Origin of the sequence: Brevundimonas subvibrioides ATCC 15264, from assembly GCF_000144605.1 — a bacterium.
GTDB classification, from domain to species: domain Bacteria; phylum Pseudomonadota; class Alphaproteobacteria; order Caulobacterales; family Caulobacteraceae; genus Brevundimonas; species Brevundimonas subvibrioides.
The window spans coordinates 1,255,894-1,282,430 of record NC_014375.1; the positions used below are offsets into that span (position 1 = coordinate 1,255,894).

Sequence of the window (26,537 nt, forward strand, 5' to 3'; positions counted from 1 at the left end):
GAAGCGCGACCCGCGTCCTCGATCAGGAGCGTGCGCTGCCAGCCGACAATGAGCGCCAGCGCTCGGGTGTTCCAACGGAATGATGCGAATTGATTGATCGGCCAGAGCGAACGGTTTTCGGCAGCTCAAGAGGTCGGGAGCAGGCCAAGAAAGGTCTCGCCCGCCTTTGACCGATATCTCTGTTTGTGGCGTAGCAGCCAGAAAGGGCGCGCGGGCAGATCGAGCGGCAATAACGCCAGCTCGCCTGAGCGCAATCGGGCGGCGACGACCGTTCGCGATACGACGGTCGCCCCGACACCAGCCGCGACGGCGGCGGCCACCGCTTCGTTGCCCGGCAGCGTCATGGAGATGTCCAAATCTTCTACCGTCAGGCAGCGTTCGGCCAGAGCCGCCTCAAAGGCCGAACGGGTGCCCGAGCCGGGCTCGCGCAGGACCCAGGACAGGGTCTTGAGGTCGGGCGGACCGGCGCCGTCCTGGGCCATGGGATGATCGGCGGCGACGACCAGCACCAGTTCATCGTGATCCAGAACCGTGCGTGTCAGGACCGCTTCGTCCACCTCGCCCTCGACCAGCCCCAGTTCCGCCCGTCCGTCGATGACGGCCTGGGCCACGTCCCGGGTATTGCCGATGGCGACGTCGATGCGGATGCCGGGATGTCGAGCGTGGAAGTCTGCCAGACGGGCGGGAAGCCACCAGCCGGCGATGGTCTGGCTCGCCTGGATCGACAGCCGGCCCCGCTTCAGCGCGCCGAGATCATCCAGCGCATCCTCTGCCGCCGAGGCGCGAGCGATGACGGCGCGCGCTTCTTCCAAAAAGACCTGTCCCGCCGCGTTCAGGACGATGCTGCGGCCGACGCGGTCGAACAGGGCCACGCCATGCCGCCCCTCCAGCGTAGTGATCGCCGAACTGACGGCCGACTGGGTGAGGTTCAAAGCCTCGGCCGCGCGGGTGACGTGCTGCCGCTCGGCGACAGCGACAAAGATGCGGAGCTGGTCGAGCGTCATATCGGAAGCCTAAGGCGTCCGCCGGTCCAAGCACAGGGATCGTTCGATGGCGACGAACGTTCCGAGCGGAACTTCGCGTTGGCGGCGGGCGTGAACGGCGTCCAGGATCAAGCGATCATGGATGACCGCCGCATGACCTCACCGCTGAAACTCATTGCGCTCATGGCCGGATCAGCCCTCGCCGGGGCTGTGCTTATGGCCTTCGCCCAGGCACCCCGCTCCCCCTTCAATACGGAAATGGCCGAGGCCATGTCGCGCATGCACGCCGCGATGATGATCGCGCCGATCGGCGATCCCGACCGGGACTTCGCCGCCATGATGATCCCCCATCATCAGGGCGCGGTGGACATGGCGCGGATCGAACTCGCCTACGGCAAGGACGAGCCGATGCGCCGTCTGGCCCAGGGGATCATCGTCGAACAGACCCAGGAGATCGCCTTAATGCAAGGCTTCCTCGACCGCTCGGCCACCCGCCCGACGCCCAACGCGCCCGCCGCACCTCATATCGGACACTGACCCATGACTTTCGTTTCGAAAACGCCCTTCGCCATGGCCCTGGCCTTGATGGCGTCCCCGGTTCTCGCCGATCAGGTTCCGGGCGCGGCGGCGGCGCCCGCGATCCCGATCACCGGGCAGGACCGGTTCTATTCGGCCGACCAGTTCTCAAACACGGTCTCGGTGGTTGATCCCTCGACCAACAGCCTTCTGGGCGTGATCTCCCTCGGTGAGCCGACCCCGGCCAACCTCAGCCCGCTCTACAGGGGTCAGCTGCTGGTCCACGGCATCGGCGCGGCGCCGGACGGCAAGACGATCGCCGTGGTCTCGATCGGGTCCAACTCGGTCAGCTTCATCGACACGGCCACCAACACCGTCAAACACACGACCTATGTCGGACGCTCTCCGCACGAGGCCTTCTTCACACCGGACGGCAAAGAGGTCTGGGTCACGGTGCGGGGCGAGGCCTACGTTTCGGTGCTGGACGCCGCGACCTATCAGGAGACCGCCCGGGTCGAGACGCCCAACGGGCCGGGCATGACGATCTTCTCGCCGGACGGCCGTTATGCCTACATCTGCTCCAGCTTCAGCCCCGAGACAGTCGTGGTCGAGACTGCGACCCGTGAGATCGTCGGTCGGGTGGCCCAGGCCAGTCCGTTCTGCCCAGACATCGCCGCCACGCCCGATGGGAGCCAGGTCTGGATGACGCTGAAGGACGTGGGCAAGACGATGGTGTTCGACGCCCGTCCGCCATTCGCCGTGCTTCAGACGCTCGACACCGGCCCGCTGACCAACCACGTCAACATCGTGCGAAATCGGGATGGTCAGTTCGCCTATGTCACCGTGGGGACCGAGAACGTCGTCAAGGTTTTCCGCACCGACACCTTCGACCCCGTGACCGAGATCGCGGTGGGGTCGCTGCCGCATGGTCTGTGGCCTTCCGGCGACGGCTCGCGGATCTATGTCGGGCTGGAGAATGGCGACGGCGTGGCGGTCATCGACACCTTGGCCAACCGCGTGATCGCCACCGTGCCGATCGGCCAAGGACCGCAGGGCGTCACCTATGTGCCGCGTGCGGTCACCGAGGGTGACGGCAAGGCCAACCTCATGCCCCTGGGCACCGCCCGCGCCTCGCGTCAACTCGTCCTGACGGGCGACGGTGACGCCCGGTCGCAGGCTACCCTGTTCGAGCAGGGGCAGGTGCAGATGCTGCAGATCGCCGCCGCAGGCCTCGAACCCGGCAAGCCCTATGTCATCGCCTTCGCCGAGACGGCGGACGGATCGGGGATGCTGCAGCCTTTGGCGAAGTTCATGACCAATCCGGCCGGGTCCGCGGTCGTCAATGCCGTGGGCCCGATCCGTCAGGTGGTCGCCGCCGACGCCGGCGCACCCCGCCGTTGGCTGGTCATCGCCTCGGGCTCGCCCGAGGCGATCGGCCCGGTCGTCCAGAGACAGTCGGAATAGGACCGGCCGCATGCGTATCGACAAGTTCGTCCATAGCTGCCTGCGCCTGACGGTCGGTGCAGATCGACTGCTCTTCGATCCGGGCAAATTCTCGTTCGTCGACGGACGGGTCGATCCCGCTGTCTTTTCGGACGTCTCGACGATCGTCCTGACGCACGGCCATCCGGATCACATCGACCCTGATGCGTTGGGCAGGATCGTGCAGGCGAGTGGCGCAACGCTCGTCGGCAACGGCGAGGTCGCCAACAAGCTCAGCGAGAAGGGCCTGTCGGTCACGGTCTTCGAGGAGGGTGAACGGATCTTCGGCGCGTTCCGACTGCAGGCTCAGGCGGTCGCGCATGAGCCCATCCTGTCGGACGAGAGCCCGCAATTGACCGCCTTCCTCGTCAATGACGTTTTCCTCAACCCGGGCGACAGTTTCGACAGCCGTCTGGATCGATTCGTGGGCGTGGAGGTGCTGGCCCTTCCGGTGATGGCGCCCTTTCTGACCGAGCTCACCGTCCATGCCTTCGCCAAGCGGATGAAGCCGAAATCTGTCATGCCGGTCCATGACGGCTACGCGCGCGACTATTTCCTCAAGCAGCGTTACGACGTCTACGAGCCCTATCTGGACAAAGTCGGGATTAAGCTGCACCGGCCGATGACGCCCGGAGACGGGTTTGACGTCGCCGACCAATGACGATTGACGAAGCCTCCGTCTCCATCGGCTTCGCCTGACCACGCAGATTTATCTTGGTCAGTTGCACATGTGACGTCGCCTTCCTGGCGCGAGTTCAACTTCCGCTTCTGGCGCTCTGAGGGCCGCTGCGCCTCTGCAAAGGCAATGTCCGCTAACCACCCTCAGCCGAAGTTCGGAGAGTCCGCTTTAGGCGGTGCCTGAATGTGTATTAGCCGTAGAAACGTGGTGACGTTTCCGATGCTGCCGGGGGCGCGGTTCAGGGTGGTCTTTGATCACTAGCGCGGGCCGCCAAACCCCTTAACTTGGCGGGATGGCTCGAAAACAAATGCCGCCGCAAAAGGCAAAACGCTGGAAACGCCCTGCCCAGATTGCAAGAGCCACGTCTCAACCTAACCTCCCAGCAGCACTGCAGGAGTTTGTTTTGCAGGCACCGTCGATATTAGATTTTGGGCCGATCGACGACATCAACGCCTTGTACGCCTTTTTCGAAGAGCTTCGATTTAGGACTATACTGCTCGGCCAGAAGGTAATCGTCGATCTGCGCATGTGCCGTAGGGTGGGAGCTGTTGGAGTTTTGTTGCTCGCAGCCGAAATCGAGCGATGCAACTTTGTGAAACCAGACCATGTGTCGGGCTACAGCCCTACGAACCCAGTCGCTCTTCGGACTCTGTCTATGTTCGGGTTTCACCAAGCTATTGGGGTCGAGGTCGAAGAGAGTATCTTGCCTCAGCGTGGCGTGGTGCAAATCCAGACCGGTACAGGCGAAACCGAGAACCTCTCATCAAAGCTCGGAGAGGTGGCCGGGCTTACACTGGAGCTTTGGCATGACCAAGCTTTCACTGACCGGATACATGGCGCGCTGAATGAGGCGATGACCAATGTTCTGATGCACGCCTACGACCCTAATCTGACGCAGAACGCTGGCGAGGCATGCGAGAGCGGACGGTGGTGGGTTGCGGGTTTCTCACAGGCCGGATCTGGAGAGGCATGGTTTCTTGCCTTGGATCTCGGGGTCGGAATCCCAGTGAGTGCTCCCGCCAAAAACAAAGGCCTTCAAGCCTATCTCGCCACGCCAGTGCAACGGAATGACGCCATGATTATATGGCACGTCATCTCCCAAGAAGGTCGAAGCAGAACAGGGCTGCCTCAGCACGGAAAGGGCATGCCCACGATGGTGTCCTTGATCCGTGATCGGGCAAAAAGCGGGACACTGTGGATCGTGTCAGGAAACGGGATCTATCTGCTAGACAAGGACGCTACGCGGCCTGGGGAACGCATGATAAACGAAATGATTATACCCCTGCGATCGAAAGCGGCGGGGACGTTGATACTTTGGAAGGTTGGACGGTCTAGCTTGCTGCCGGCAGAGGCTTGAAAATGGACGCTGTTGTGAACATCGCCAAAGATTTCAGCGAGTTTCCGTTCGGACGTTATGAATCGCACGGCCCATTTAATGGTGCGCGCTTTCGAAACGAAAAACTCCTACCGCTTCTTTTGAATGGTCAGTCAGTTTTGGTCGATCTGTCTGATGCTCGCGGCCTTGCGGCGTCTTTTTTGGAAGAAGCTTTTGGGGGGCTGGTTCGTGAAGGGCTGTCCGTGGAAGAACTGAGGCGGCTGCTGAAGGTTGTTTCGAATACCGATTCTTCTTTGGTGTCTGAGGTATGGTTTTATATCGAGGATGCGGCCAAGGCCGTCATTCATTAACGAAAAGTGTCGCTCTCGATTGAAATCACGAAGGCACTGTTTTTTGCTAGTGCAGGCTTCGGGCTCAAATGGTTTTTGGGCCGTCTTTCCGGTCGAGCTTCCGATATTCGATCAGCCCTATCTCTGATAGACACCACTTCTCATGATGCTGAGGGTGTAATGCACACGATCATTCGCGGTGTGCCTGACATTGGAAAAGCGGCAACCGTTATGGCCGATCGTTCGTCAATTATACTTAAGTTGAGGCGAGCGATTGGGGGGCATGCACAGTTTTCTGCACTTGAAACTACATTCGCTCTATATGCGCTCAACCTGAGATTTGCTGATCCCCATTTCGGTGTGCCGATAAGCCAGGGAGAAATAGATGCAATGCGAGCATCAGAGATCCGATTGCATCAGCACGTTCACCGAATCGCAGACGACCTATGGTCGTGGCGGCTTTATAGTCATGAACGTGGAAAATAACCCGGTCATTGAGCTCAAGACAGTTTAGTATCTGGTAGTCAGATACCCCGCCGGCAGCGGGATCGTGGGCGTTTCGCCCTGCCAGTAGACGCTGACGATCCACCAGCGGGTGCCGTCGTCAAACAGCTGGATGGAGTTGATGCCGCGGGCGAAGGGGGCTTCGTCGGGGGCGGCGTGACGGCTTTCGTAGGTGGAGAAGACGTGGGTCATGTGGCCGAAGGTCTCGACCCGGCGGACGACCTCGCGCTCGTGGAAGCCGCGCATGAGGAAGGGCTCGGCGCGGGCGATGTAGTCGTCCGGGCTGAGATAGGTGGCCGTGGACGGGCCTTCGGCGGGCGTACCGATCGGGATCAGCTTCGCCGATGGATGGAACAGGCTGCGGAAGCGGTTCCAGTCGCGGGGCACGCCCGCGTCACCGGAGATGACGTCGTAGAGGGCGGCGACGATCGCGTCGGAGCTCGCGACGTCGGTGGCGGCCGGGGCCTGTGCGGTCTGGCCCGCCGGGGGCGGGGTGTGGGCGAAAGCTGGACCGGCGCAGGACAGCAGCAGGGCGGCGGCGAGGATCGTCGGGCGCATTGAAGACATCTCCGAGGTTGCGACCGGGAGAGTGGCGCGAACGGGTGTCCGGGGGAAGCCGGCAGGGCCGACCCCTCGCCCTTTCGCACAAGGGACGACCGCAGGCGGTCGTGTGCTCAAGCCCTCTCCCGCCGGGAGAGGGGATCATGAAGGGAACACCATGAAAGAGACCAAGACCGCGTCCGGTTCGCCGGAGGCGCGCGCTGCCATGCACGAGATGATGGCGGCGTTCGAGGCGTTCAAAGGGGCCAACGACGCCCGGCTGGACGAGATCGAGAAGAAGGCCTCGGCCGACACGCTGCTGGAGGAGAAGGTGGCGCGGATCGACCAGGCGGTGGGGCAGGCGCAGGCGCGTCTGGACCGGGCGCTGAGCGAGGCGCGGCGGCCGCAGCTCGGCGGCGTCGAGAACCCCTCCGTCTCTCCCTTCGGTCGAGCCACCTCCCCATCGCTGCGCGACGGGGAGGAGACGAAATCGGCGTTCGACGGCTATGTGCGGACCGGGCGTGAACTGGGGCTGGAGCTGAAGGCGGGGCTGAGTTCGGCGCCGACCTCGGGCGGCTACATCGTGCCGACCGAGACGGAGCGGGCGATCGAGCGGCGGTTGATGGCGACCAGTCCGATGCGCGAGATCGCCACGGTGCGGACCGTGGCCTCGGGCGTGTTCAGAAAGCCCGTGTCGACGGCGGGGATCGCGAGCGGCTGGGTGGCGGAGACGGCCGCGCGGCCGGAGACGGATCCGGCGACGCTGGCCCTGCTCGAGTTTCCGGCGGCGGATCTCTACGCCAATCCGGCAGCGACCCAGGCCCTGCTGGACGACGCCCTGGTCGATCTGGACGAATGGCTGGCGGGCGAGGTCGAGGACGCCTTCGCCGCGCAGGAGACCCAGGCCTTCGTCAACGGCGACGGGACGAACAAGCCGAGGGGCTTTCTGGGCTATTCGATCGTGGCGGACGCGGGCCATGCCTGGGGCGACATCGGCTATGTGGCGTCGGGCGCGGCCGGGGCGTTCTCGGCCTCCAGTCCCACGGACAGGCTGCTGGACCTGATCTATGCGCCCAAGGCCCAGTTCCGGCCGAACGGGCGGTTCGTGATGAACCGGAAGACGGTCTCGGCCGTGCGCAAGTTCAAGGACGCGGACGGCAACTACATCTGGGTGCCGGCCACGCGGCCGGGCGAGACGGCGAGCCTGCTGGGCTATCCCGTGACCGAGATCGAGACCATGCCGGACATCGCGGCCAACAGCTATGCGATCGCGTTCGGCGATTTCCAGCGCGGGTATCTGATCGTCGACCGGGCGGGGGTGCGGGTGCTGAGGGACCCGTATTCGGCCAAGCCCTATGTGCTGTTCTACACGACCAAGCGGGTCGGCGGCGGGGTGCAGAACTTTGACGCGATCAAGGTGATGAAGTTCAGCGTGAGCTGAGCTCACGGTCTCCTCCCCGTCGGCCGCTTGGCCGATGGGGAGGTGGCTCGAAGCGTAGCGGAGAGACGGAGGGGCTCTAGACGCCCCGACATCGACTCTGCGTCAAGAACCCCTCCGTCACGGCCCTGAAGAAGGGCCGCGCCACCTCCCGATCGCTGCGCGACAGGGAGGAGACCTGATCATCTGACATCGGAGATTTCCCATGACCGCACCCGTGACGCTCACGGAGGCGAAGCTGTTCCTGCGCGTCGAGCACGCGGCGGAGGACGGTCTGATCCAGACGCTGATCGATGCCGCCCAGGCGCGGGTCGAGGGGGAGGTGGGTCTGGGCCTGACCTCGACGTCGGCGGCGCCGCTGAGGCTGGCGATCCTGATGCTGGCGCTGCGGGCCTATGAGCGGGGCGAGGTGGAGATGTCGATCCGGCCGGTCGAGGCCTGGATCGCGCCCTATCGGGTCGTCCGGCTGTGAGCGGGTTTCGCGTCCTGGCCCAGCTGCTGGAGCCGATCGAGGCGGAGACGCCGTATGGCGGCCGATCGGTGTCGTTCGAGCCGCTGGGGTCGGTCTGGTTGAGGCTGGAAGGACGGCGGCGGCGGGAACGGACCGAGGCGGGCGTGACCTCGGCGATCGAGGTGGCCACGGGCGAGACGCGGACCGATCCGCGGCTGACCGAGGGGCGGGTGATCCGGTTCGGCGGGGCGGACTGGACGATCGCGGCGGTGGATGCCGACCCGGAACGACCGGGGCGCACGCGCCTGGGCCTGGAGCGCAGCCGATGAGGGATCACGAGAGCGCGCTGCAGCAGGCGCTGATCGCGCATCTGCGGGCGGATTCGGCGATCCGGGCCCTGCTGGGCGAGCCGGCAAGGGTCTGGGACCAGGCCCCCCGGGACGTGGACTGGCCGTGGCTGGCCGTCGGGCGGTCGGAAAGCCGGCCGGTGGCGGCCGACGGATGCGGCGTGGAGCATACGCTCAGCCTGCGCTGCGCCTCGCTGTTTTCGGGGACGGAAGAGGCCAGGGCCGTTCTGGCCGCGGTGCGGGCAGCGCTGCACGAGGCGACACTGGAGGCGGACGGGGTTCGCACCGTGTCGATCCGGGCGATCTATGCCGACGTGTTCCGGTCGAACGACCAGAAGCGGATCTGGGGCGTCGTGCGGGTGCGCGCGGTGACGGAAGAGATTTGATCCTCCCCCGCGCCTGGCGGGGGAGGGGGACCATGCGCAGCATGGTGGAGGGGGCGGAAGCGGGCACCAGGTCTGAGGTCGCCCCCTCCACCACGACGCAAACGCGTCGCGTTCCCCCGCCCCCGTTTCGCTGCGCTTCACGAGGGAGGATCACGACATGGCCGCTCAACGGGGCAAGGACATACTGCTGAAAATCGAGGGGGCTCCGGGCGTGTTCACGACCGTCGCGGGTCTGAGGGCTCGGACGATCTCTCTCAATGCGAAGACGGTGGACGCGACCGACGCGGACTCGGCCGGGCGGTGGCGCGAACTGCTGGGCGGGGCCGGCGTCAAGTCGGCCGCGGTGTCGGGGCAGGGCATCTTTCGCGATGCCGCGTCCGACGCAGCGATCCGCGAGGCCTTCTTCGATCAGGGGCTGAAGACCTGGCGGTTGATCGTTCCGGACTTCGGCGTGCTGGAAGGGCCGTTCCTGGTCTCGGCGCTGGAGTATGCCGGCGACCATGAAGGCGAGGCGACGTTCGCGATCAGCCTGGCCAGCGCGGGGGCGGTCGCCTTCAGCGCGATCTAGGGACTGACGGCCAGAATGGTGGTGTTCCACTGCTCGGCAAAGCCGTAGGCGCGGTCCGAGCGCAGACGCTGTTCCTCGGTGGTGAAACTGTCGCCGCCGGCATCGATGACGCGATAGCCGAGACGGTCCGCGGCGGCGGAGTCGGCTCCGGGGAAGACCAGCGCGAAACCGATGAACCCGATCAGGCGATGGTCGCCACCGGCGGCGGCCTCGCGGGCCAGGGCCGGTGCGTCCGACGGGACATGATCGGCGAGGGCGTAGCCGTTCGGGTCGGATCCGACGGTATCGGGCGCAGGCGGCGTGGCGCACGCGGCCAGGCTGCAGACGACGGCGAGGGCGGTCAGGGTGCGGGTCATGGAGACGAGAATGCCTGAACGCCGGATCGGTTGTAACGCGGCCCGTGGCGAGGCGGTGGCCGTGCTGGCGGGAGAACCGCGACGGCTGTGCCTGACCCTGGGGGCGCTGGCGGAGATCGAGACGGCCCTGGGCGCGGCGGGCATCGAGGCGCTGGGCGCGCGGATGCGGACCCTGTCGGCGGGGGATCTGATGGCGGTGCTGGCGGCCCTGTTGCGGGGCGGGGGCGAGGGCCGTTTTGCGCGGGCGCTGGACGGGGCGGCGGTGTCGCCGGTCGATGCGGCCGAGGCGGTGGCGGCGGCGTTCGTGGCGTCGGCCGATGGCTGAGACGGGCTGGGGCGCGATGCTGCGCACGGCGGTGGCGCTGGGCGTATCGCCCGACCGCTTCTGGCGCCTGTCGCTGAAGGAATGGCGGATGCTGACGGCCGTGGCACCGGGTGCGGTGCCGATGGGGCGACGCGAGGTCGAGGCGCTGATGACGGCGTGGCCGGATTGAGATGAATCCTCCCCCGCGCCTGGCGGGGGAGGGGGACCGCGAAGCGGTGGAGGGGGCGGAAGCGGGCACCGGGTCCAAGGTCGCCCCCTCCACCACGACGCAGGCGCGTCGCGGTCCCCCTCCCCCGTGCGCTTCGCTTCTGGAGAGGACTTATGACTGACGACACACTGGACATTATCCCCGTGAAGGCGGCCGAGGCGGGGGCGGCGCTGGAGGCCCTGCGGGAGCCGGCGGAGCGGGCGGCCACGAGCATCGAGGAGGCGTTCGGGCGGGCGGGGGCCAGTCTGACGCGGTCGCTGGCGCGGGCGGCGGCGGACGGAGAGGTTTCGCTGTCCGAACTGGCGCGGGCGGTGCTGGGCGCGGTCGGTGCGGGGGTCGGAGGATCCGGGGGCCCGCTTTCCGGAGGATTGGGCGAAGCCATCGCCAAGGCGGTGGCCGGCGCGGCGGGGTTCGGCGGCGCGCGGGCCGACGGCGGCCCGGTGCTGGGCGGCGGAGCCTATCTGGTCGGGGAGCGGGGGCCGGAGGTGTTCCGGCCTGCCGGCGCGGGCGTGATCGAAGGCGGCGCTGGCGGGACGGGCGTGACGGTGAACGTCAGCGTCGACGGCGGGGCCCCGGCCCTGCTCAGGTCCGAGGCGCAGATCGCGCAGATGCTGGCCCGGGCCGCCGCGCTTGGGGCGCGGCGGTTGTGAGGAAACCTAGCGGACCTTGGGGTTCGGTCCGAAGCGGTTGTCGCCGGGCTGGCCTTCGGCGATGCCGATCCAGAGCAGGAAGCCCAGCTGGATGAGGCAGACGATCGCGAAGATGCCAAAGCCCGGGGCCATGATCGCCCAGACCATGGCCGGGTCGTCCGACTCCCAGTTGCCGCTGTTGGCGATGGCGGTCAGGCCCACTGTCGCGATGAAGGCCCCGATACCGACGACGCCGGCGATCCAGGGGATGACGGCGAGCCAGCCGGTGTGCCCCATGTCGTGCAGCCGCTTCACGGTGATCGCGAGATTCGGCCAGATCAGGGCGATGGAGAGCAGCGCGCCGAAGAAGGGAATCCAGCCCAGCACCACGCCGATGCCGAGGCAGATGAGCCAGCCGAGCCAGAAATGCTGGCGGCGGATGCGGCCCTCGAACGAGAACAGGACCTTCTGGAAATCGAAGGTGTCGACCGGCACGCCCGGCGTGGCCGAGGGGCCGGAGGCCGGGATGGCGGCGGCCAGCAGCATGATGTTGGTCGCCTCGCCGGCCACAGGCACGAAATCGACCCGCAGACCGGCGGTGATGCTCGAGGGCGGCGTCACCTGGTCGGCGTTGAACGCATAGCGGATGCCGTCGTCGCCGCTGATGAGGCCGGAACCCGCCGTCGGATCGAAACTGAGAATCTGACCGCGCATCCGTTGGTTCCCCTGCCCGGGCCCTGAACCGGCCCGTCTGCAAACTGGACGAGGCGGCGGCTGGCGACAAGTTAAACAGGAGACAGGTGATGGCCTTTCACGAGGTGCGTCTGCCCGCGCGGCTGGCGTTCGGGTCCACGGGCGGGGTGGAGCGGCGGACCGCGATCGTGACGCTGGCGTCCGGATTCGAGCGGCGGAACAGTCCCTGGGCGATGGGGCGCAGGCGGTATCTGATCGGGGCGAACCTGAGGTCGCTGGCGGACATGGCTGAGCTGACCGCCTTCTTCGAGGCGCGGCGCGGGCGGCTGTTCGGGTTCCGGTTCCGGGACTTCGCGGACTTCGCTTCGTGCGCGCCGGGCGGGACACCGGCGGCAACCGACCAGCCGCTGGGAACCGGCGACGGGGTGCGGACGGTGTTTCCCCTGATGAAGGCTTACGGAGACCCCGGATCGGGTCCGGGGCAGGCTGTGGAACGGCCCATCGCCAAGCCGGTCGAGGGGTCGGTGCGGCTCGCCGTGGATGGGGTCGAGGTGTCGGGCGGCTTTTCGGTCGACGCGACGACGGGCCTTGTCACACTGGACGTCGCGCCGGGCGGGGGCGCGACGGTGACGGCGGGCTTTCTGTTCGACACGCCCGTGCGGTTCGACGCGGACCGGCTGGAGATGACGCTGGAGAGCTTCGATGCCGGGCGGATGGCGGCCGTGCCGCTGATCGAGATCAGGATCTGAGAAATCCTTCCCCCTTGGGGGAGGGGGCGCGGCGTGGCTTCGCGCTGTGACGGAGGGGGCCTGCGGCGGGCAGGGTGTCTGGGGCTGGCCCCCTCCACCGCTCCGCGGTCCCCCTCCCCCAACGGGGGAGGATTATGAGGGACATACCGACAGAACTGGCCGCCCGCATCGAGAGCGGGGCGGCGACGCTGTGCCATGCCTGGATCGTGGCGCGGGCGGACGGGACGCGGATGGGGTTCAGCGACCATGACCGCGACCTGGACGTCGATGGCGTGGTCTGCGCGGCCGGGAGCGGCTGGACGCAAGGGGCGATGGACGCCTCGACGGGGCTGGGCGGCGGAACGCTGGCGGTCGCCGGCGTGCTGGACGACGACCGGATCGCGGACGCCGATATCGCGGCGGGGCTGTGGGACCGGGCGCGGGTCGAGGTGTGGCGCGTGAACTGGCGGCGGCCGGACCTGAAGGTGAGGCTGGGGGTCGGGACGCTGGGCACGATCCGTCGCGAAGGAGCGGGCTTCACGGCCGAGGTCGAGGGGCCTCTGGCGGCGCTGGAGCGGGTCGTGGGGCGGACCTATGGGCGCAGCTGCGACGCGGTGCTGGGCGACGGGCGCTGTCGGGCCGAGCCGGCGGGGCGGACCTGCGACAAGCGGTGGGCGACCTGCGTCGGGGTCTTCGCCAACGGCATCAACTTCCAGGGCTTTCCGGCGATTCCGGGCGACGACTTCCTGACCGCCTATCCGGCGACGGGCGCGCGGAACGATGGGGGCAAAAGGTGACGCCGGTCGAGGCGGCGCGCGGCTGGCTGGGGACGCCCTACCGGCATCAGGCGAGCACGAAGGGCGCAGGGGCGGACTGTCTGGGCCTGGTGCGCGGGGTCTGGCGCGAAGTGGTGGGGGAGGAGCCCGAGGCCCTGCCGGCCTATGCGCCGGACTGGGCCGAAGTCGGCGGGGTCGAGACGCTGCTCGAGGCGGCGGGGCGGTGGCTGGTGGCCAAGCCGCCGGGCGAGATGCAGCCGGGCGACGTCCTGCTGTTCCGGATGGCGGACGGGGCGATGGTCAAGCATTGCGCGATCCTGAGCGCGCTGGGGCCGCCGGAGCCCCGGATCATCCATGCCTACTGGGGGCGGGCGGTGGTCGAAAGCTGGATGGGGCCGTGGTGGCGGAGGCGGCTGGTGGCCGTCTTCGGCTGGCCCGTCCCGGCTCAAGGCCGGGGTGGAGAGGGGGATCACTGATGGCGCAGGTCGTTCTCGGCGGGATCGGACAGGCGATCGGCGGCGGTCTGGGGCGCAGCATCGGCGCGGCGCTGGGGGGCGTGGCAGACCGGGCGTTGCTCGGGGCGCTGACCCCTGCCCGGCAGGTGGGCCCGAGGCTGGAAACGCTGAAGATCCAGTCGACGGCGGAAGGCGCGCCCATGGCCTGCGTATTCGGGCGGGCGCGGGTGACGGGGCAGGTGATCTGGGCGGCGCGGTTCCTGGAGCAGCGGAACCGGAGCGGGAGCGGCAAGGGTGGGCCAGGGACGGTCGACTACGGCTATTCGCTGAGCTTCGCCGTGGCGCTGTGCGAGGGGCCGATCGACGGGATCGGGCGGATCTGGGCCGACGGGCAGCCGATGGACCAGACGGGCGTGGCGATGCGCGTCTATCGAGGAACCGAAGACCAGACGCCGGATCCGCTGATCGAAGCCGTGGATGGGGCAGCACCGGCCTATCGCGGGACGGCCTATGTGGTGTTCGAGGACCTGCTGCTGGGCCCCTGGGGCGATCGGATGCCGCAGCTGGGTTTCGAGGTGTTTCGCCGGCCCGGGGGCGAAGGGCTGGAGACGATGCTGGAGGGGGTCTGCCTGATCCCCGGGGCCGGGGAGTTCGTGCTGGCGACCGAGCCGGTGATGCGGCGCGAGGGGCTGACGCGAACGAAGGCCGAGAATGTGCATCTGGGGGACGGGCGGACGGACCTGATCGCCTCGCTGGACCAACTGGCGGCGCAGCTGCCGAATCTGAAGCGGGTCAGTCTGGTGATCGGCTGGTTCGGGACGGACCTGAGGGCCGGGCACTGTGTCGTCAAGCCGGGGGTGGAGCGGCGCGACAAGCCGACCGAGCCGCTGACCTGGTCGGTCGCCGGGCTGGGACGGGAGGATGCGCACCTGATCTCGGAGGTCGATGGAGCGCCCGCCTATGGCGGCACGCCGACGGACGACACGGTGCGGCAGGCGGTGGCGGCCCTGAAGGCGCGGGGGTGGGCGGTGACGCTGTATCCCTTCCTCTTCATGGACATCGAAGGCTATCCGTGGCGCGGGCGGGTGAAGGGCGAGGATGGAGCCGGCGCGGCGGCCGAGGTCGCGGCGGTGTTCGGGACGGCGGAGGACTGGGGTCTGCGTCGGCTGGCGCTGCACTATGCCGGGCTGGCGGCCGAGACCGGATGCGACGGCCTGCTGATCGGATCGGAGATGCGGGGGCTGACCTGGACGCGGGACGCGGCCGGCGGATACCCCGCGGTGGCGCAGTACCGCACGCTGGCGGCGGAATGCCGGGCGGTCGCAGGGCCGGATGTGGCCCTGTCCTATGCGGCGGACTGGTCGGAGTATTCGGGGCATCGACCGGACGACGGGTCCGGGGACGTGGTGTTTCACCTCGATCCCCTGTGGGCTGACGCAGCGATCGATTGCGTCGGCATCGACTGGTATCCGCCGCTGGGGGACTGGAGGGACGGGGACGGCGGCGTGGATGCGGAGGCGTTCGCGGGGCCGGACGATCCCGCCTATCTGGCGGCGCAGGTTGCCGGTGGAGACGGCTTCGACTGGTTCTATGCGGGCGAGGCGGACCGGGCGGACCAGGTCCGGACGCCGATCGTCGACACGGCGCACGGCGAGAACTGGGTGTTTCGCGCCAAGGACCTGAAGGGCTGGTGGGCGAATGCGCACCATGACCGGCCGGGCGGCGTGCGGTCGGCGACGCCGACGGCCTGGGTGCCGGGGATGAAGCCGATCCGGCTGGCGGAGTTCGGCTGTGCCGCCGTGGACCGGGGCGGCAATGCGCCGAACCTGTTCCAGGATCCGAAGTCAGCTGAGAGTGCGCTGCCACCCTTTTCGACGGCGGCGCGGGACGACGTCATGCAGCGGCGGGCGCTGGAGGCGCTGCTGGGGCATTTCGCAACGGTTGAGAACAATCCCGTGTCGGACGTCTATGGCGGGCCCATGCTGGAGGCCGCGGATGCCTGGTGCTGGGATGCTCGGCCTTACCCGGCGTTTCCGGGCTTGCGCGATGTCTGGGCCGATGCGGGGAGCTGGCGGGCCGGCCACTGGCTGAACGGCAGGCTGGGCGGCGATGCCAAGGGGCTGCTGTCGGCGATCCTGCGGCGGGGCGGGCTGGACGAGGCTGCATTCGACGTCGGGCAGCCGGTGGGCCATCTGGCCGGCTATGTGATCGACCGGCCGATGCGGACGCGCGATGCCCTGGAGCCGCTTCTGGACGCCTTCGACATGGTCGGGGCGGAACGGGACGGGCAGGTGGCGCTGATCGGTGTCGAGGCGGCGAGCGCGACCCTCGGGCTGGAGGCGCTGGCGCTGGGGGACGACGCGTCGGGGCCGGTACGCGAGCGCGTGCTGGACGCACCGCCCGAAGCGGCGCGGGTGCGCTTCATCGACGAGGGTGCGGACTACCAGACCGGTACCGTCGTCGTGCGCGCCGATCAGGCGACCGGGGGTGGCGGGGTCGATCTGGACCTGCCGGCGGTAAGCGGGTCGGGGCTGGCGGGGGCGTTGGCAGGACGGATTCTGGCGGCGGACGGGGCGGACCGATTGACGCTGGCGATCGGGCCGCTGGAGGCGCTGCGGCTGGAGCCGGGCGACACCGTCGCGGTCGAGGGCGAGACCGGGGCGTGGCGAGTCGAGCGCCTGTCGCTGGACGAGACGCCGTCGGCAAGGCTGATGCGGCGGGCGGTCGGCGTCGTGGACGAAGACGACGGGCCCACGCGGCCGTCCGAGGGTATCGAACCGCCGGGGGCACCGTGCGTGCGCATCCTCGATCTGCCCGGACTGCCGGGGGCCGAGACCGATGGACGACCGGTCGTGATCGCGGCGGGCGATCCCTGGCGGCCGATGGCGGTTCATGTCGGCGAGACAGCCGAGTCGGTGACGCAGCGCGGTGTCATCGAGACGCCCGCGACCGTCGGTCGGCTGGTCGCGCCCCTGGGGGCAGGCCCGGTGGATCGGTGGGACGAGGTGAATGCGCTGGTCGTGGCGCTGGAGGGCACCGCGCCGATGGCGACGAGTGAGGCGGCGGTCCTGGGCGGCGCAAACCTGCTGGCGGTCGAGGGCCCGGCGGGCTGGGAGATCCTGTCGTTTCGCGAGGCGGCGCTGGTCGGACCCGGGGTGTGGCGTCTGGGCGGACTGTTGCGGGGGCGGCAGGGGACGGAACAGGAGGCCGAGGCGGGTGCCGAGGCCGGCGGGACGGTGGTCATGCTGAAGGGGGAGGCCGCGCGGTTCGATCTGGACTCCGCCGAGCGCCGGCTGGATCGCGTGGCACGGGTCGGGCCGGTGGGGGCGGCGAGCGGCGGCACGGCCTTTGCCGAGGTGGCGTTCCGGTTCGAGGGCGTGTCCGATCGACCCTGGAGTCCGGCAGGCCTGCAGGTCGCGCCGGCCGAGGGCGGGCTGAGGGTCAGCTGGCTGCCGCGCGTGCGAATCGGGGGCGACCGGTGGGACATCGAGCCGGCCGAGGTGGACGTCCGCCGGTTCCGGGTGCGCGTGCTGGACAGTGGCGTCGAACGGCGGGTGTTCGAGGTCGAGGGGCTGTCGACGCTCTACGCCGCGGCGGATCTGACGGCGGACTTTCCGGACGGGCCGGGGGCGGGCGCGAGGCTGGCCGTGGCGCAATACGGGGCCGCCTGGGGCTGGGGCCGGGAGGCGGTTTGCAGCCTCGCGCCCTGAAAAACGATTGCGCAGCGCGGTCCATGCCCTAACTGACAGGAAGAGGCCTCGGCGCGGTGCGGCGGGGCCGTCATTTACTCTCGGACGGAGCGGCGAACGGCGTGGCGGGTGATCCCTACAAGGAACTGGGCGTGTCCAGGGGGGCGAGCGCCGCCGAGATCAAGGCCGCGTTCCGCAAGCTGGCCAAGGAACTGCATCCCGACAAGAACCCCGGCGACGCCAAGGCCGAGGAACGGTTCAAGCGCGCGTCGGCGGCTTTCGACATCCTGAGCGATCCCGAGAAGAAGGCGCAGTACGACGCCGGCCGGATCGATGCCGACGGTCAGCAGAAATACGGCGGCGGCTATGGCGGCGGCGCTCCGGGCGGATCGAGCGGCGGTTTCGGCGGCTTCGGCGCAGGCGGACCCGGCGGACGGGCCGCGTTCGAGGACATCGACCTGGAGGAAATCTTCGGCCGGTTCGGCGGCGGTGGAACCGCGCGGGGACCGGGTCGCGGGATGGGGCGCGGGCAGGACGTGCGCGCCACCCTGGAGATCAGCCTGGAGGACTCCATCGGCGGGGCGACGCGCCGGATCCAGTTCTCGGACGGGCGGACGCTGGACGTCACCATCCCGAAGGGAGCCACCAGCGGCCAGACGATCCGGCTGCGCGGACAGGGCGCGCCGGGACGGACCGAGGCGGGCGATGCCCTGATCGAACTGAAGATCGCGACCCATCCGGTCTTCAAGGTGGACGGTGCGGACCTGACCATGGACCTGCCGATTTCGGTGCCCGACGCGGTGCTGGGCGGCAAGGTCGAGTGCCCGACGCCGGACGGGACGGTGTCGGTGACGGTGCCCAAGGGTTCGAACTCGGGCCAGACGCTGAGGCTTAAGGGCAAGGGGGCCTTTGCGGGCGGATCGCGCGGCGACCTGAAGGCGCGACTGATCGTGACCTTGCCCGAGACCGTCGATCCGATATTGCAACGGATCGCGGAGGACTGGCGCAACAGCCGTCCCTACAGGCCCGGGAAGAGCTGAACGTGGACAAGCCGAGTGTGAAGCCCGAGCGGCCGTGGTTCTCGGCCGGGCCGACGGCCAAGCGGCCGGGCTGGTCGTCTGAAGGGCTGCCCCAGAACCTGCTGGGGCGCGGGATCCGCGCGCCGGAGGTGGTCGAGCGGTTCGCGCATGGCCTGCGCCTGACCAAGGCCGTGCTGGAAGTGCCCGAGGACTGGGTGCTGGCCTACCTGCCGGGGTCGGACACGGGCGCCGTCGAAGCCGCGATGTGGTCGATGCTGGGTCAGCGGCCGGTCCAGGTCATGGCCTTCGAGAACTTCGGCAAGCAATGGGCGGTCGACGCGAAGGACCATCTGAAGCTGGACGACCTTGAGCTGCTGGAAGCGCCGTGGGGCGAGCTGCCGGACCTGGGCCGGGTCGATCCGGACAAGGACCTGGTGTTTCCGTGGAACGGCACGACGTCGGGCGTGCGGGTGCCGAACGCGGACTTCATCTCGAAGGACCGGACGGGACTGGCGATCTGCGACGCGACCTCGGCGGCGTTCGCCATGCCGATCGACTATTCACGGCTGGATGTGGTGACCTTCAGCTTCCAGAAGGCGCTGGGCGGAGAGGCCGGGATCGGCGTGGCGGCCTTGTCGCCGCGGGCGGTCGAGCGGCTCGACAGCTATGTCCCCCCCCGACCCGTGCCCAAGGTGCTGCGGCTGCGGGACGGCAAGGGGTTCGACCGGGCTCTGGCCACGGGGTCGATGATCAACACCTTCTCGCTGTGGACGCTCGAGGACTGGATCGACGCGCTGGAGTGGGCTGAACGTGTCGGTGGCCTGACCGAGCTGATCCGGCGCACCGACGCCAATGCCGCGGCGCTGCAGGCCTGGGTCGAGCGGACGGACTGGATCGAAAGCCTGGCGGTCGACCCGGCGACACGGTCGACGACGTCGGTCTGCCTGAAGATCGTCGACCCCCGCGTCACCGCGTTGGACGAGGCCGGGCGGCAGGCCTTCGTGAAGCGGATGAAGGGGCTGCTGGAGGCCGAGGGCGCGGCGTTCGACGTCGAGAGCCATCGGAACGCGCCGGCGGGGCTGCGGCTGTGGTGCGGCTGCACGGTCGAGACTGCGGACGTGGTGGCCGCGACGCCGTGGCTGGACTGGGCGTTCAAGGCGGCGGCCGCAGAGCTGTGACGGTTTAATCGTCCCGGCCGGGACGACATTCGCCCATTCCCCGGCTATAGCCCTCCCCGCATTCAGCGGAGACGAATCCTTTGGCGAACGTGGCGGTGGTCGGAGCCCAGTGGGGCGACGAGGGCAAGGGCAAGATCGTCGACTGGCTGTCGAACCGCGCCGACATGGTCGTGCGGTTCCAGGGCGGGCACAACGCAGGCCATACGCTGGTCGTGGACGGCAAGGTCTACAAGCTGGCCCTGCTGCCTTCGGGCGTGGTGCAGGGCAAACCTTCGATCATCGGCAACGGCGTCGTCGTGGATCCCTGGCATCTGGTCGGGGAGATCGAGAAGATCGAGGCGCAGGGCGTGTCGATCAATCCGGACATCCTGACCATCGCGGACAATGCCTGCCTGATCCTGCCCATTCATCCGGCTCTGGATGTGGCGCGCGAGGCGGCGGCGAACGCCGTGGGCGCGCGCATCGGGACGACGGGGCGGGGCATCGGTCCGGCCTATGAGGACAAGGTGGGCCGCCGGGCCATCCGGGTCTGCGATCTGGCCAATGCCGATGACCTAAGGGTCAAGATCGACCGGCTTCGGTCGCATCACGATCCGCTGCGCGCGGGTCTGGGTCTGGATCCGATCGATCCGGAAGCGCTTCTGGCGCAACTGCTGGAGATCGCGCCGAAGATTCTGCCCTATGTGAAGCCTGCCTGGCGGGTGCTGGACCAGGCCCAGAAGGCCGGCAAGCGGGTCCTGTTCGAGGGCGCGCAGGGCGCGTTCCTGGACGTCGACCACGGCACCTATCCCTATGTCACATCGTCGAACACGGTGGCGGGGCAGGCGGCGGCGGGGTCCGGAATCGGGCCGCGCGGCGTCGGCTATGTGCTGGGGATCGTGAAGGCCTACACGACGCGGGTCGGAGAGGGGCCGTTCGCCTGCGAGCTGAGCGACGAGGTCGGCGTGCATCTTGCGACCGTGGGGCGCGAGGTGGGCGTCAACACGGGACGGGCGCGGCGGTGCGGCTGGTTCGATGCGGTGCTGGTGCGCCAGTCTGTGGCGATCAACGGCATCGACGGCATCGCCCTGACCAAGCTGGACGTTCTGGACGGGCTGAAGACGCTGAAGATCTGCGTCGGGTACCGGGTCGGCGACGAGGTGCTGGATTACCTGCCGTCGAGCCTCCACGCCCAAGCGGCCGCCGAGCCGGTGTTCGAGGAGCTGGAGGGCTGGAGCGAGACGACCGCGGGGGCGCGCAGCTTCAAGGACCTGAACGCCAATGCGATCAAGTACGTGCGGCGGATCGAGGAGCTGATCGGGGCACCGGTGGCCCTGCTGTCGACCAGCCCCGAGCGTGACGATACCATCATGATCCGGGACCCGTTCCTGGGCTGAGAATCCCGTTTCGGTTCAACGTGGCCTTAACCGGCACCGTTTACGTACTTGGCTCCAGACTTTCCGGAGCCGCCGAGTGTTCGCTGCTGACGCCAAGACCTTGAGCCGGATCGAGCCCGTGGTGCGCCGCGTGCTGATCGCCGATCCGAACATGGCCTCCGCTCGCCTGCTGCTGGACATCATGAAGAGCCTGGGGGCTCGCGAGGTCGTGACCGAGTCCGACGAGAACCGGGTGATGGACCACGCGCGCGAAATGGAACCGGGTCTCATCTTCACCGAGCGCAGCGGCGCGCGACTGGACGGCGAGCAGCTGGCGAGGCGGATCCGCCGCTCGAACCTGGCCTGTCGCCGGGCGCCGATCATCATGATGACGGCCGATGCCACCGCCAGCTCGATCAAGGGCGCGCGCGATTCCGGTATTCACGAGTTTCTGCGCAAGCCCTTCACCAGCGCCGACCTGTTCAAGCGGGTCGAGAACGTGGCGCTGAAGCCGCGCGACTGGATCGAGGCGGTGGGCTATGTCGGGCCGGACCGGCGCCGATTCAACTCGGGCGAATATGCGGGACCCCAGAAGCGGACGGCGGACAAGCCGGCGACGGCGGCCCAGGCGGCTGTCGCCGTGAAGGACCAGGCATTTCGCATTCTGGCAGCGTCGCTGGCCCAGTTCGACAACGACCCGATGCAGGCGGCCAGGGCTGTCAAGCAGCAGGCCGAGACGCTCAAGGCGCTGGCCATGAAGACGTCGGACGCGCGCCTCGCGGTCGCGGCCGCCGGACTCGAAGGCTATCTGGCGCAAGGGGCCCCGACCAAGGCCGGTCTCGCCGCGCCGATCAGCGCGATCCTGGCGCTGGCCCCGCCCGAGACGCTGGCCCGGGCGGGTTAGGCAGGTTTCATCCGCTGCCTGGACGCTGTCAGGCGTCCACGAGGTTCCGTTCCTCGGCCGCGGCACGCATGGCCTTTTGCAGCTTCTCGAAGGCCCGGACCTCGATCTGACGCACGCGTTCGCGGCTGACGCCATACTGGCCGGCCAGCTCTTCCAGAGTAACCGGGTCGTCCTTGAGACGGCGCTCGGTCAGGATGTGCTTCTCGCGCTCGGTCAGCTCGCCCATGGCTTCCTGAAGCAGTCCCATGCGCAGCGACTTCTCCTCGGAATCGGCCAGGGCCGTTTCCTGGGACACCGCGTTGTCGTCCGACAGCCAATCCTGCCATTCGCTTTCCCCGTCGACCCGCAGGGGCGCGTTCAGCGACGCGTCCCCGCCGAGGCGGCGGTTCATGTTGGTGACCTCTTCCTCTGACACGCCCAGCTTGGTGGCGATGGCGGCCAGATGCTCAGGGCGCAGGTCGCCTTCCTCGAAGGCCGAGATCTGGCTCTTGGCCTTGCGCAGGTTGAAGAAGAGCTTCTTCTGCGCGGCGGTGGTGCCCATCTTCACGAGCGACCAGCTGCGCAGGATGTATTCCTGGATCGAGGCGCGGATCCACCACATGGCGTAGGTCGCCAGGCGGAAGCCCTTGTCCGGATCGAATTTCTTCACGGCCTGCATCAGGCCGACGTTGCCTTCGGAGATCACCTCGCCGATCGGGAGGCCGTAGCCGCGATAGCCCATGGCGATCTTGGCGACGAGACGAAGGTGGGATGTGACCAGGCGGTGGGCGCTTTCAGAGTCCTGATGCTCGGACCAGCGCTTGGCGAGCATGAACTCCTCGTCCTTGGTCAGCATCGGAAACTTGCGGATTTCCGTCAGATAGCGCGACAGCCCCTGTTCAGGCGACATCACCGCGAGTGATTTCATTGCAGCCATGTTTGGTCCCTCCGAACCTAGAAAGAGCAGGCTCGACGCAGGCGGCCACCGAATGTGCACCGTCTCCTCACCCCTCAACCGGACAGATAGCGATGGGTTGCCGCACTTGTCAGAGGCGGATCGTCACAGAGACCTGCGACCGTGACCCAGGCGCCACTTGCACCGTTCGAAGGCTCGTATAGCGGATAGTCCGTCCTTAATCAAGACTTACTAGGCCGTCCGGTCTGCGCGACCTGTTCCGAAGTCATGTTCGCCGGCGCCGTCGCCCCGGTTACCGGCGGCGCGTGGCATTCAGAGGGCCGCCAGCAATCCTTCAAGCCGGGCCATGTCCGCCGGCAGCGAGGTCTCGAAACGCAGCGCCTCGTCCGTCACGGGATGGACGAAGCCCAGCACAGCCGCGTGCAGGGCCTGGCGGGTCAGTCCCGACTGCTCGATCGCGGCGCGTACGCTGAGGGCCGGACTGCCCGATCCGTAGGTCGCATCCCCGAGGATGGGAGACCCCTTCGAGGCCATGTGCACCCGGATCTGATGGGTGCGGCCGGTCTGCAACGTGCAGGCGACACGGGCGGCGAGCGGAGCGGCACCCGGCTTGGCGGGCACGGCGTATCGTGCCTGGACCACATAGTCGGTGATGGCATTTCGGCCGCCCGACTTCAGCACCGCCATCTTCTTTCGGTCGGATGACGAGCGGCCGATCAGGGTTTCGATTCGGCCCAGGGTGGGGGACGGGGCACCACGGGTCAGGGCGATATAGGTGCGCTCGATGTCATGGGTCGCGAACAGGGCGGACAGTCCAGCGTGGGCGCGGTCGGACTTGGCGGCGACCATGACGCCGGAGGTGTCCTTGTCCAGCCGGTGGACGATGCCGGGCCGCGCCACGCCGCCGATTCCCGACAGGGTCGCGCCGCAGTGATGGAGCAGGGCATTGACCAAAGTGCCATCGGGCGTGCCCGGCGCGGGGTGCGCGGCCATGCCGGCAGGCTTGTCGATGACAATGAGGTCGGCGTCTTCATAGAGGACCGTCAGCGGGATGGCCTGGGCCCGGGGTTCGGCCGCCATGACCGGCGGAACGGTGATGTCATAGTCGCCAGGGATCGCCCGCGACGACCCGTCCGTGACGACAGCGCCGTCATGTGACACGGCACCCTGGGCCAGCAAGGCCTGGAGCCGCCCCCGGGACAAGGTGGGCAGGGCACGCGCCAATGCCTTGTCCAGCCGGTCGCCGACCATGCCAGCGTCGAGGTGAACGACGATCACCTGATCATCTGTAATGGGATCAAGATCGGGCAAATCCATCGTCAATCGTTCGTCTTGAGTTCATCGATGCGTCGTGTGCGTGACGTGGCCAGCCCCTAAGCGGCGCCGTTGGAGCCCATCCGGGCTGGGGAACCATACGCCATGATCGTCAAGAACTCGAAATCCGGTTTGCTGGCCTTCGCCAGCCTTCTGACCCTCTCAACCGCGGCTCCTGCCATGGCGCAGGCCACCGATCAGGACCCTACCAATCTGGCCGAGATCATCGTGACCGCCCAGAAGCGCGAGCAGTCGTCGCAAGAGGTGCCGATCGCCCTGACCGCCTATTCGGGCGAGTTCCTGAAGGAAATCGGGGTTCAGGAGTTCGAGGAACTGTCGCTGTTCGTCCCCGGCTTCGAGGTTCAGAACCAGTCGCCCAACAACCCCGGCTTCGTGATCCGAGGCATCACTTCGGATTCGGGCGAGGCTACGAACGAGCCGCGCGTGTCGGTCTTTCAGGACGGCGTATCGATCTCGCGTTCGCGCGGCTCCTACATCGAGCTTTTCGACAATGAACGGATCGAGATTGCGAAGGGCCCTCAATCGACCCTGTACGGCCGTGGCGCCCTGATCGGCGCGGTCAACGTCGTGCAGAACAAGGCGCAGCTGGATGAGCTCGGCGGGAACGCTGAAGCCGAGGTCGGCAACTACGGCTACTACATGATGGGCGGAGCGGTGAACGTACCGCTGGGCGAGGGCCTGGCGCTGCGGCTGGCCGGCCGCGTCAAAGAGCGCGACGGCTTTGTCGAGAACCTGCTGGGCGGTGAGGACTTCAACTCCACGGACACGCTGGCGTTTCGCGCCGCCTTACGGGGACAGCTGGGACCCCGTCTGACGGCCGACGTCATCGTCAACGTGCAGTTCGACGACCCAAGCGGCACGTCGTTCAAATCTCTGACCTACGCTCCGACCAATCCCGATACGGGTGCGGTGATCGGCGACCTGGGACGCAATTCGGGAGCGGCGCTGACAACGGCGGCCGGTTTCGAGGACGACCAGCCGCTGGGACTGGACCGTTCGGTCTATGGCGTGACCGGGCTGCTGAATTTTGAGATCAACGACGCTTTCAGCCTGTCGTCGATCACGGCCTTCCGCCAGTTCGACGGGACTGAGGTGTTCGATCCCGACGGCTTCTCCCTGCCGGTTCTGGTCTTCGCCGAAACGGCCAAGGCCGAGATGGCCAGCCAGGAACTGCGCCTGAACTACGATAACGGCGGCACGATCACGGCCTTCGCCGGTGCCAGCTATTTCTGGGAAAAAGGTTCGCAGAGCGTGCCGCTGCGGACCAATGAGCGGCTGTTCGCCTTGCTCAATAGCGGTGGCCTGCCGCGGCCGAATGGTCTGTCGATGCCGTTCGTCAACGGAATCCCCACCCTGGCACCGCTCAAGACGAACCACACCGAGACCTACACAAACTACGGTGAGACCAAGGCGATCGACCTCTTTGCCGACGCCACGTGGGCTGTGACCGACCGGCTGGAGCTGACGGCCGGTGTGCGGTTCACGAGCGAGGACAAGGAATCCGGATACGGAGCCCAGTTGAACAACGGTGGCTCGGTGGCCGGCGGAAGCACGTCCACGGTTGCGCGGGGCCTGATCATCCAGCCCACTCTCAACGGGCTGGCCCAGTACCAGTCGCTCGAGGACGACGGTGTGACCTATCGCGCCGTGGCCCGCTATGAGCTGGCCGATACGCTGAACGTCTATGCGTCCTATGCGACGGGGCGTCGGCCGAAGGTTCTGTCGGTGGCCGGCCCTACGGCACCTCGGGGCAATGTCCGGTTCACTGAACTGCCCGCCGAGGAAGTCGAGAGCCTGGAGATCGGAGCCAAGGGCGAGTTCTTCGGTCGTACCCTCACAATCGAGGGCTCGGCCTACGACTACAACTACTCCAACTTCCAGACCACGGGCCGCAACGGCGTGCAGTTTATCACCATCAATGCGGGTGAAGCCTCGTCCTACGGCTATGAAGGTCAGGGCTCCTGGCGGCCGAGCGACATGTTCACCGCCTTCGCCACCTATGCCTACAACCACTCGCGGTTCGACAGCGGGGCGTTTGAGGGCAACCGGTTCCGGCTCTCGCCCGATCACTCCTATTCGGTCGGTGCCCGGGTATCGGCCAAGGCTCTCGGAGGCGAGTTCGCGGCAACCCCGACCTATACGTGGCAGTCCAAGGTCTTCTTCGACAACAACAACGACCGCACCGATCTGCAGAGCGCGGACCGGATCGTTGACGAGTTCCAGGACGCCTATGGTCTGATGAACCTGCGCCTGACCTACACGCCGGACAATGCGAACTGGCAGGTATCGGCCTTCGGATCGAACCTTCTGGACGAAGAGTACATCAAGGACGCCGGGAATACGGGCGATGCGTTCGGTATCGCCACCTTCATCGCCGGTGAGCCGCGCTACTACGGCGTTGGCTTCTCCGTCAGCTACTGACGCCACGGCCGC

Annotated in this window: 28 protein-coding genes; 22 read left to right on the top strand and 6 right to left on the bottom strand. The window is 67.7% G+C overall.

What is annotated here, in order from left to right:
* Positions 1-125: 125 nt before the first annotated feature.
* On the bottom strand, positions 126-1,004 hold the full coding sequence (locus BRESU_RS06210) for a LysR substrate-binding domain-containing protein (protein WP_013268666.1): 879 nt from the start codon (positions 1,002-1,004) through the stop codon (positions 126-128).
* Between BRESU_RS06210 and copM the strand changes: the two genes are divergently transcribed.
* From copM to BRESU_RS17120, 5 genes are all read left to right on the top strand, one after another.
* Positions 954-1,520, top strand: coding sequence for a CopM family metallochaperone (gene copM / locus BRESU_RS06215; RefSeq protein ID WP_280990774.1), 567 nt, complete (start codon positions 954-956; stop codon positions 1,518-1,520). The genes BRESU_RS06210 and copM overlap by 51 nt on opposite strands.
* Before the next feature lie 3 nt (positions 1,521-1,523).
* Positions 1,524-2,963: a YncE family protein gene (locus tag BRESU_RS06220; RefSeq protein ID WP_013268668.1), complete on the top strand. Its 1,440-nt coding sequence runs from the start codon at positions 1,524-1,526 to the stop codon at positions 2,961-2,963.
* A 10-nt stretch (positions 2,964-2,973) separates the two neighbouring features.
* Positions 2,974-3,642, top strand: a complete 669-nt coding sequence (locus tag BRESU_RS06225; protein ID WP_013268669.1) for an MBL fold metallo-hydrolase — start codon at positions 2,974-2,976, stop codon at positions 3,640-3,642.
* A 310-nt stretch (positions 3,643-3,952) separates the two neighbouring features.
* On the top strand, positions 3,953-5,017 hold the full coding sequence (locus BRESU_RS17345) for a hypothetical protein (RefSeq protein ID WP_156796123.1): 1,065 nt from the start codon (positions 3,953-3,955) through the stop codon (positions 5,015-5,017).
* A 14-nt stretch (positions 5,018-5,031) separates the two neighbouring features.
* On the top strand, positions 5,032-5,346 hold the full coding sequence (locus BRESU_RS17120) for an STAS-like domain-containing protein (protein WP_169308013.1): 315 nt from the start codon (positions 5,032-5,034) through the stop codon (positions 5,344-5,346).
* 489 nt (positions 5,347-5,835) lie between these two features.
* On the opposite strand, the gene BRESU_RS06230 is transcribed toward BRESU_RS17120, so the two are convergent.
* Positions 5,836-6,387 carry a hypothetical protein gene (locus tag BRESU_RS06230; RefSeq protein WP_013268672.1) on the bottom strand — a complete coding sequence of 184 codons (552 nt, stop codon included), beginning with the start codon at positions 6,385-6,387 and terminating at the stop codon, positions 5,836-5,838.
* A 160-nt stretch (positions 6,388-6,547) separates the two neighbouring features.
* Here BRESU_RS06230 and BRESU_RS06235 point away from each other — a divergent pair, with 160 nt between their 5' ends.
* The 5 genes from BRESU_RS06235 to BRESU_RS06255 all read left to right on the top strand — a co-directional run bounded on the left by BRESU_RS06235 (position 6,548) and on the right by BRESU_RS06255 (position 9,559).
* Positions 6,548-7,810, top strand: a complete 1,263-nt coding sequence (locus BRESU_RS06235) for a phage major capsid protein (RefSeq protein WP_013268673.1) — start codon at positions 6,548-6,550, stop codon at positions 7,808-7,810.
* 202 nt (positions 7,811-8,012) lie between these two features.
* Positions 8,013-8,279 (top strand): head-tail connector protein, encoded by a 267-nt coding sequence (locus BRESU_RS06240; RefSeq protein ID WP_013268674.1) that lies wholly within the window; start codon positions 8,013-8,015, stop codon positions 8,277-8,279.
* Positions 8,276-8,587, top strand: a complete 312-nt coding sequence (locus tag BRESU_RS06245; protein WP_013268675.1) for a phage head completion protein — start codon at positions 8,276-8,278, stop codon at positions 8,585-8,587. Before BRESU_RS06240 ends, BRESU_RS06245 begins: the two co-directional genes overlap by 4 nt.
* On the top strand, positions 8,584-8,991 hold the full coding sequence (locus BRESU_RS06250) for a DUF3168 domain-containing protein (RefSeq protein ID WP_013268676.1): 408 nt from the start codon (positions 8,584-8,586) through the stop codon (positions 8,989-8,991). Before BRESU_RS06245 ends, BRESU_RS06250 begins: the two co-directional genes overlap by 4 nt.
* Positions 8,992-9,148: 157 nt before the next feature.
* Complete coding sequence (locus BRESU_RS06255) at positions 9,149-9,559, top strand: phage major tail protein, TP901-1 family (RefSeq protein ID WP_013268677.1); 411 nt, start codon at positions 9,149-9,151, stop codon at positions 9,557-9,559.
* Here the strand turns inward: BRESU_RS06255 and BRESU_RS06260 are convergent.
* Complete coding sequence (locus BRESU_RS06260) at positions 9,556-9,915, bottom strand: hypothetical protein (protein ID WP_013268678.1); 360 nt, start codon at positions 9,913-9,915, stop codon at positions 9,556-9,558. The two genes, BRESU_RS06255 and BRESU_RS06260, sit on opposite strands and share 4 nt — an antisense overlap.
* A 10-nt stretch (positions 9,916-9,925) precedes the next feature.
* Here BRESU_RS06260 and BRESU_RS06265 point away from each other — a divergent pair, with 10 nt between their 5' ends.
* The 3 genes from BRESU_RS06265 (at position 9,926) to BRESU_RS06270 (ending at position 11,098) form a co-directional block, all read left to right on the top strand.
* A complete protein-coding gene (locus tag BRESU_RS06265; RefSeq protein ID WP_013268679.1) occupies positions 9,926-10,240 on the top strand; it encodes a GTA-gp10 family protein in 315 nt (104 codons plus the stop codon).
* Positions 10,233-10,409: a phage tail assembly chaperone gene (locus BRESU_RS17125; protein ID WP_013268680.1), complete on the top strand. Its 177-nt coding sequence runs from the start codon at positions 10,233-10,235 to the stop codon at positions 10,407-10,409. Before BRESU_RS06265 ends, BRESU_RS17125 begins: the two co-directional genes overlap by 8 nt.
* 152 nt (positions 10,410-10,561) lie before the next feature.
* Positions 10,562-11,098 carry a phage tail length tape measure protein gene (locus tag BRESU_RS06270; protein WP_013268682.1) on the top strand — a complete coding sequence of 179 codons (537 nt, stop codon included), beginning with the start codon at positions 10,562-10,564 and terminating at the stop codon, positions 11,096-11,098.
* Positions 11,099-11,104: 6 nt separating this feature from the next.
* On the opposite strand, the gene BRESU_RS06275 is transcribed toward BRESU_RS06270, so the two are convergent.
* The gene (locus tag BRESU_RS06275; RefSeq protein WP_013268683.1) at positions 11,105-11,791 is read right to left on the bottom strand and encodes a DUF805 domain-containing protein; all 687 of its coding nucleotides are present in this window, start codon (positions 11,789-11,791) and stop codon (positions 11,105-11,107) included.
* Between the two features lie 89 nt (positions 11,792-11,880).
* Between BRESU_RS06275 and BRESU_RS06280 the strand changes: the two genes are divergently transcribed.
* From BRESU_RS06280 to BRESU_RS06315, 8 genes are all read left to right on the top strand, one after another.
* Positions 11,881-12,519: a DUF2460 domain-containing protein gene (locus BRESU_RS06280; protein WP_013268684.1), complete on the top strand. Its 639-nt coding sequence runs from the start codon at positions 11,881-11,883 to the stop codon at positions 12,517-12,519.
* Positions 12,520-12,653: 134 nt separating this feature from the next.
* Positions 12,654-13,295 (top strand): baseplate hub domain-containing protein, encoded by a 642-nt coding sequence (locus BRESU_RS06285; RefSeq protein ID WP_013268685.1) that lies wholly within the window; start codon positions 12,654-12,656, stop codon positions 13,293-13,295.
* Positions 13,292-13,750, top strand: a complete 459-nt coding sequence (locus BRESU_RS06290; protein WP_013268686.1) for an NlpC/P60 family protein — start codon at positions 13,292-13,294, stop codon at positions 13,748-13,750. The genes BRESU_RS06285 and BRESU_RS06290 overlap by 4 nt, the downstream gene beginning before the upstream one ends.
* Complete coding sequence (locus BRESU_RS06295) at positions 13,750-17,439, top strand: baseplate multidomain protein megatron (protein WP_013268687.1); 3,690 nt, start codon at positions 13,750-13,752, stop codon at positions 17,437-17,439. The genes BRESU_RS06290 and BRESU_RS06295 overlap by 1 nt, the downstream gene beginning before the upstream one ends.
* A 101-nt stretch (positions 17,440-17,540) precedes the next feature.
* Positions 17,541-18,458, top strand: coding sequence for a DnaJ C-terminal domain-containing protein (locus tag BRESU_RS06300; protein ID WP_041761380.1), 918 nt, complete (start codon positions 17,541-17,543; stop codon positions 18,456-18,458).
* 2 nt (positions 18,459-18,460) lie between these two features.
* Positions 18,461-19,615, top strand: a complete 1,155-nt coding sequence (locus BRESU_RS06305) for a phosphoserine transaminase (protein ID WP_013268689.1) — start codon at positions 18,461-18,463, stop codon at positions 19,613-19,615.
* Positions 19,616-19,695: 80 nt separating this feature from the next.
* A complete protein-coding gene (locus BRESU_RS06310) occupies positions 19,696-20,991 on the top strand; it encodes an adenylosuccinate synthase (RefSeq protein ID WP_013268690.1) in 1,296 nt (431 codons plus the stop codon).
* 76 nt (positions 20,992-21,067) lie between these two features.
* A complete protein-coding gene (locus BRESU_RS06315; protein ID WP_013268691.1) occupies positions 21,068-21,874 on the top strand; it encodes a response regulator in 807 nt (268 codons plus the stop codon).
* A gap of 28 nt (positions 21,875-21,902) precedes the next feature.
* Here BRESU_RS06315 and rpoH read toward each other — a convergent pair whose 3' ends face one another.
* Positions 21,903-22,790: an RNA polymerase sigma factor RpoH gene (gene rpoH / locus BRESU_RS06320; RefSeq protein WP_013268692.1), complete on the bottom strand. Its 888-nt coding sequence runs from the start codon at positions 22,788-22,790 to the stop codon at positions 21,903-21,905.
* Positions 22,791-23,081: 291 nt separating this feature from the next.
* Positions 23,082-24,086, bottom strand: a complete 1,005-nt coding sequence (locus BRESU_RS06325) for an RluA family pseudouridine synthase (protein ID WP_041761384.1) — start codon at positions 24,084-24,086, stop codon at positions 23,082-23,084.
* A 102-nt stretch (positions 24,087-24,188) separates the two neighbouring features.
* On the opposite strand from BRESU_RS06325, the gene BRESU_RS06330 reads away from it, so the two are divergent.
* On the top strand, positions 24,189-26,525 hold the full coding sequence (locus tag BRESU_RS06330) for a TonB-dependent receptor (protein WP_013268694.1): 2,337 nt from the start codon (positions 24,189-24,191) through the stop codon (positions 26,523-26,525).
* Positions 26,526-26,537 lie beyond the last annotated feature (12 nt).

Excerpts from the sequence above, each read along its gene's own strand:
- BRESU_RS06210 (WP_013268666.1), bottom strand. The coding sequence starts at position 1,004 with ATGACGCTCGACCAGCTCCGCATCTTTGTCGCTGTCGCCGAGCGGCAG.
- BRESU_RS06220 (WP_013268668.1), top strand. The coding sequence starts at position 1,524 with ATGACTTTCGTTTCGAAAACGCCCTTCGCCATGGCCCTGGCCTTGATG.
- BRESU_RS06225 (WP_013268669.1), top strand. The coding sequence starts at position 2,974 with ATGCGTATCGACAAGTTCGTCCATAGCTGCCTGCGCCTGACGGTCGGT.
- BRESU_RS17345 (WP_156796123.1), top strand. The coding sequence starts at position 3,953 with ATGGCTCGAAAACAAATGCCGCCGCAAAAGGCAAAACGCTGGAAACGC.
- BRESU_RS06230 (WP_013268672.1), bottom strand. The coding sequence starts at position 6,387 with ATGCGCCCGACGATCCTCGCCGCCGCCCTGCTGCTGTCCTGCGCCGGT.
- BRESU_RS06235 (WP_013268673.1), top strand. The coding sequence starts at position 6,548 with ATGAAAGAGACCAAGACCGCGTCCGGTTCGCCGGAGGCGCGCGCTGCC.
- BRESU_RS06240 (WP_013268674.1), top strand. The coding sequence starts at position 8,013 with ATGACCGCACCCGTGACGCTCACGGAGGCGAAGCTGTTCCTGCGCGTC.
- BRESU_RS06250 (WP_013268676.1), top strand. The coding sequence starts at position 8,584 with ATGAGGGATCACGAGAGCGCGCTGCAGCAGGCGCTGATCGCGCATCTG.
- BRESU_RS06255 (WP_013268677.1), top strand. The coding sequence starts at position 9,149 with ATGGCCGCTCAACGGGGCAAGGACATACTGCTGAAAATCGAGGGGGCT.
- BRESU_RS06260 (WP_013268678.1), bottom strand. The coding sequence starts at position 9,915 with ATGACCCGCACCCTGACCGCCCTCGCCGTCGTCTGCAGCCTGGCCGCG.
- BRESU_RS06265 (WP_013268679.1), top strand. The coding sequence starts at position 9,926 with ATGCCTGAACGCCGGATCGGTTGTAACGCGGCCCGTGGCGAGGCGGTG.
- BRESU_RS17125 (WP_013268680.1), top strand. The coding sequence starts at position 10,233 with ATGGCTGAGACGGGCTGGGGCGCGATGCTGCGCACGGCGGTGGCGCTG.
- BRESU_RS06270 (WP_013268682.1), top strand. The coding sequence starts at position 10,562 with ATGACTGACGACACACTGGACATTATCCCCGTGAAGGCGGCCGAGGCG.
- BRESU_RS06275 (WP_013268683.1), bottom strand. The coding sequence starts at position 11,791 with ATGCGCGGTCAGATTCTCAGTTTCGATCCGACGGCGGGTTCCGGCCTC.
- BRESU_RS06280 (WP_013268684.1), top strand. The coding sequence starts at position 11,881 with ATGGCCTTTCACGAGGTGCGTCTGCCCGCGCGGCTGGCGTTCGGGTCC.
- BRESU_RS06285 (WP_013268685.1), top strand. The coding sequence starts at position 12,654 with ATGAGGGACATACCGACAGAACTGGCCGCCCGCATCGAGAGCGGGGCG.
- BRESU_RS06295 (WP_013268687.1), top strand. The coding sequence starts at position 13,750 with ATGGCGCAGGTCGTTCTCGGCGGGATCGGACAGGCGATCGGCGGCGGT.
- rpoH (WP_013268692.1), bottom strand. The coding sequence starts at position 22,790 with ATGGCTGCAATGAAATCACTCGCGGTGATGTCGCCTGAACAGGGGCTG.
- BRESU_RS06325 (WP_041761384.1), bottom strand. The coding sequence starts at position 24,086 with ATGGATTTGCCCGATCTTGATCCCATTACAGATGATCAGGTGATCGTC.
- BRESU_RS06330 (WP_013268694.1), top strand. The coding sequence starts at position 24,189 with ATGATCGTCAAGAACTCGAAATCCGGTTTGCTGGCCTTCGCCAGCCTT.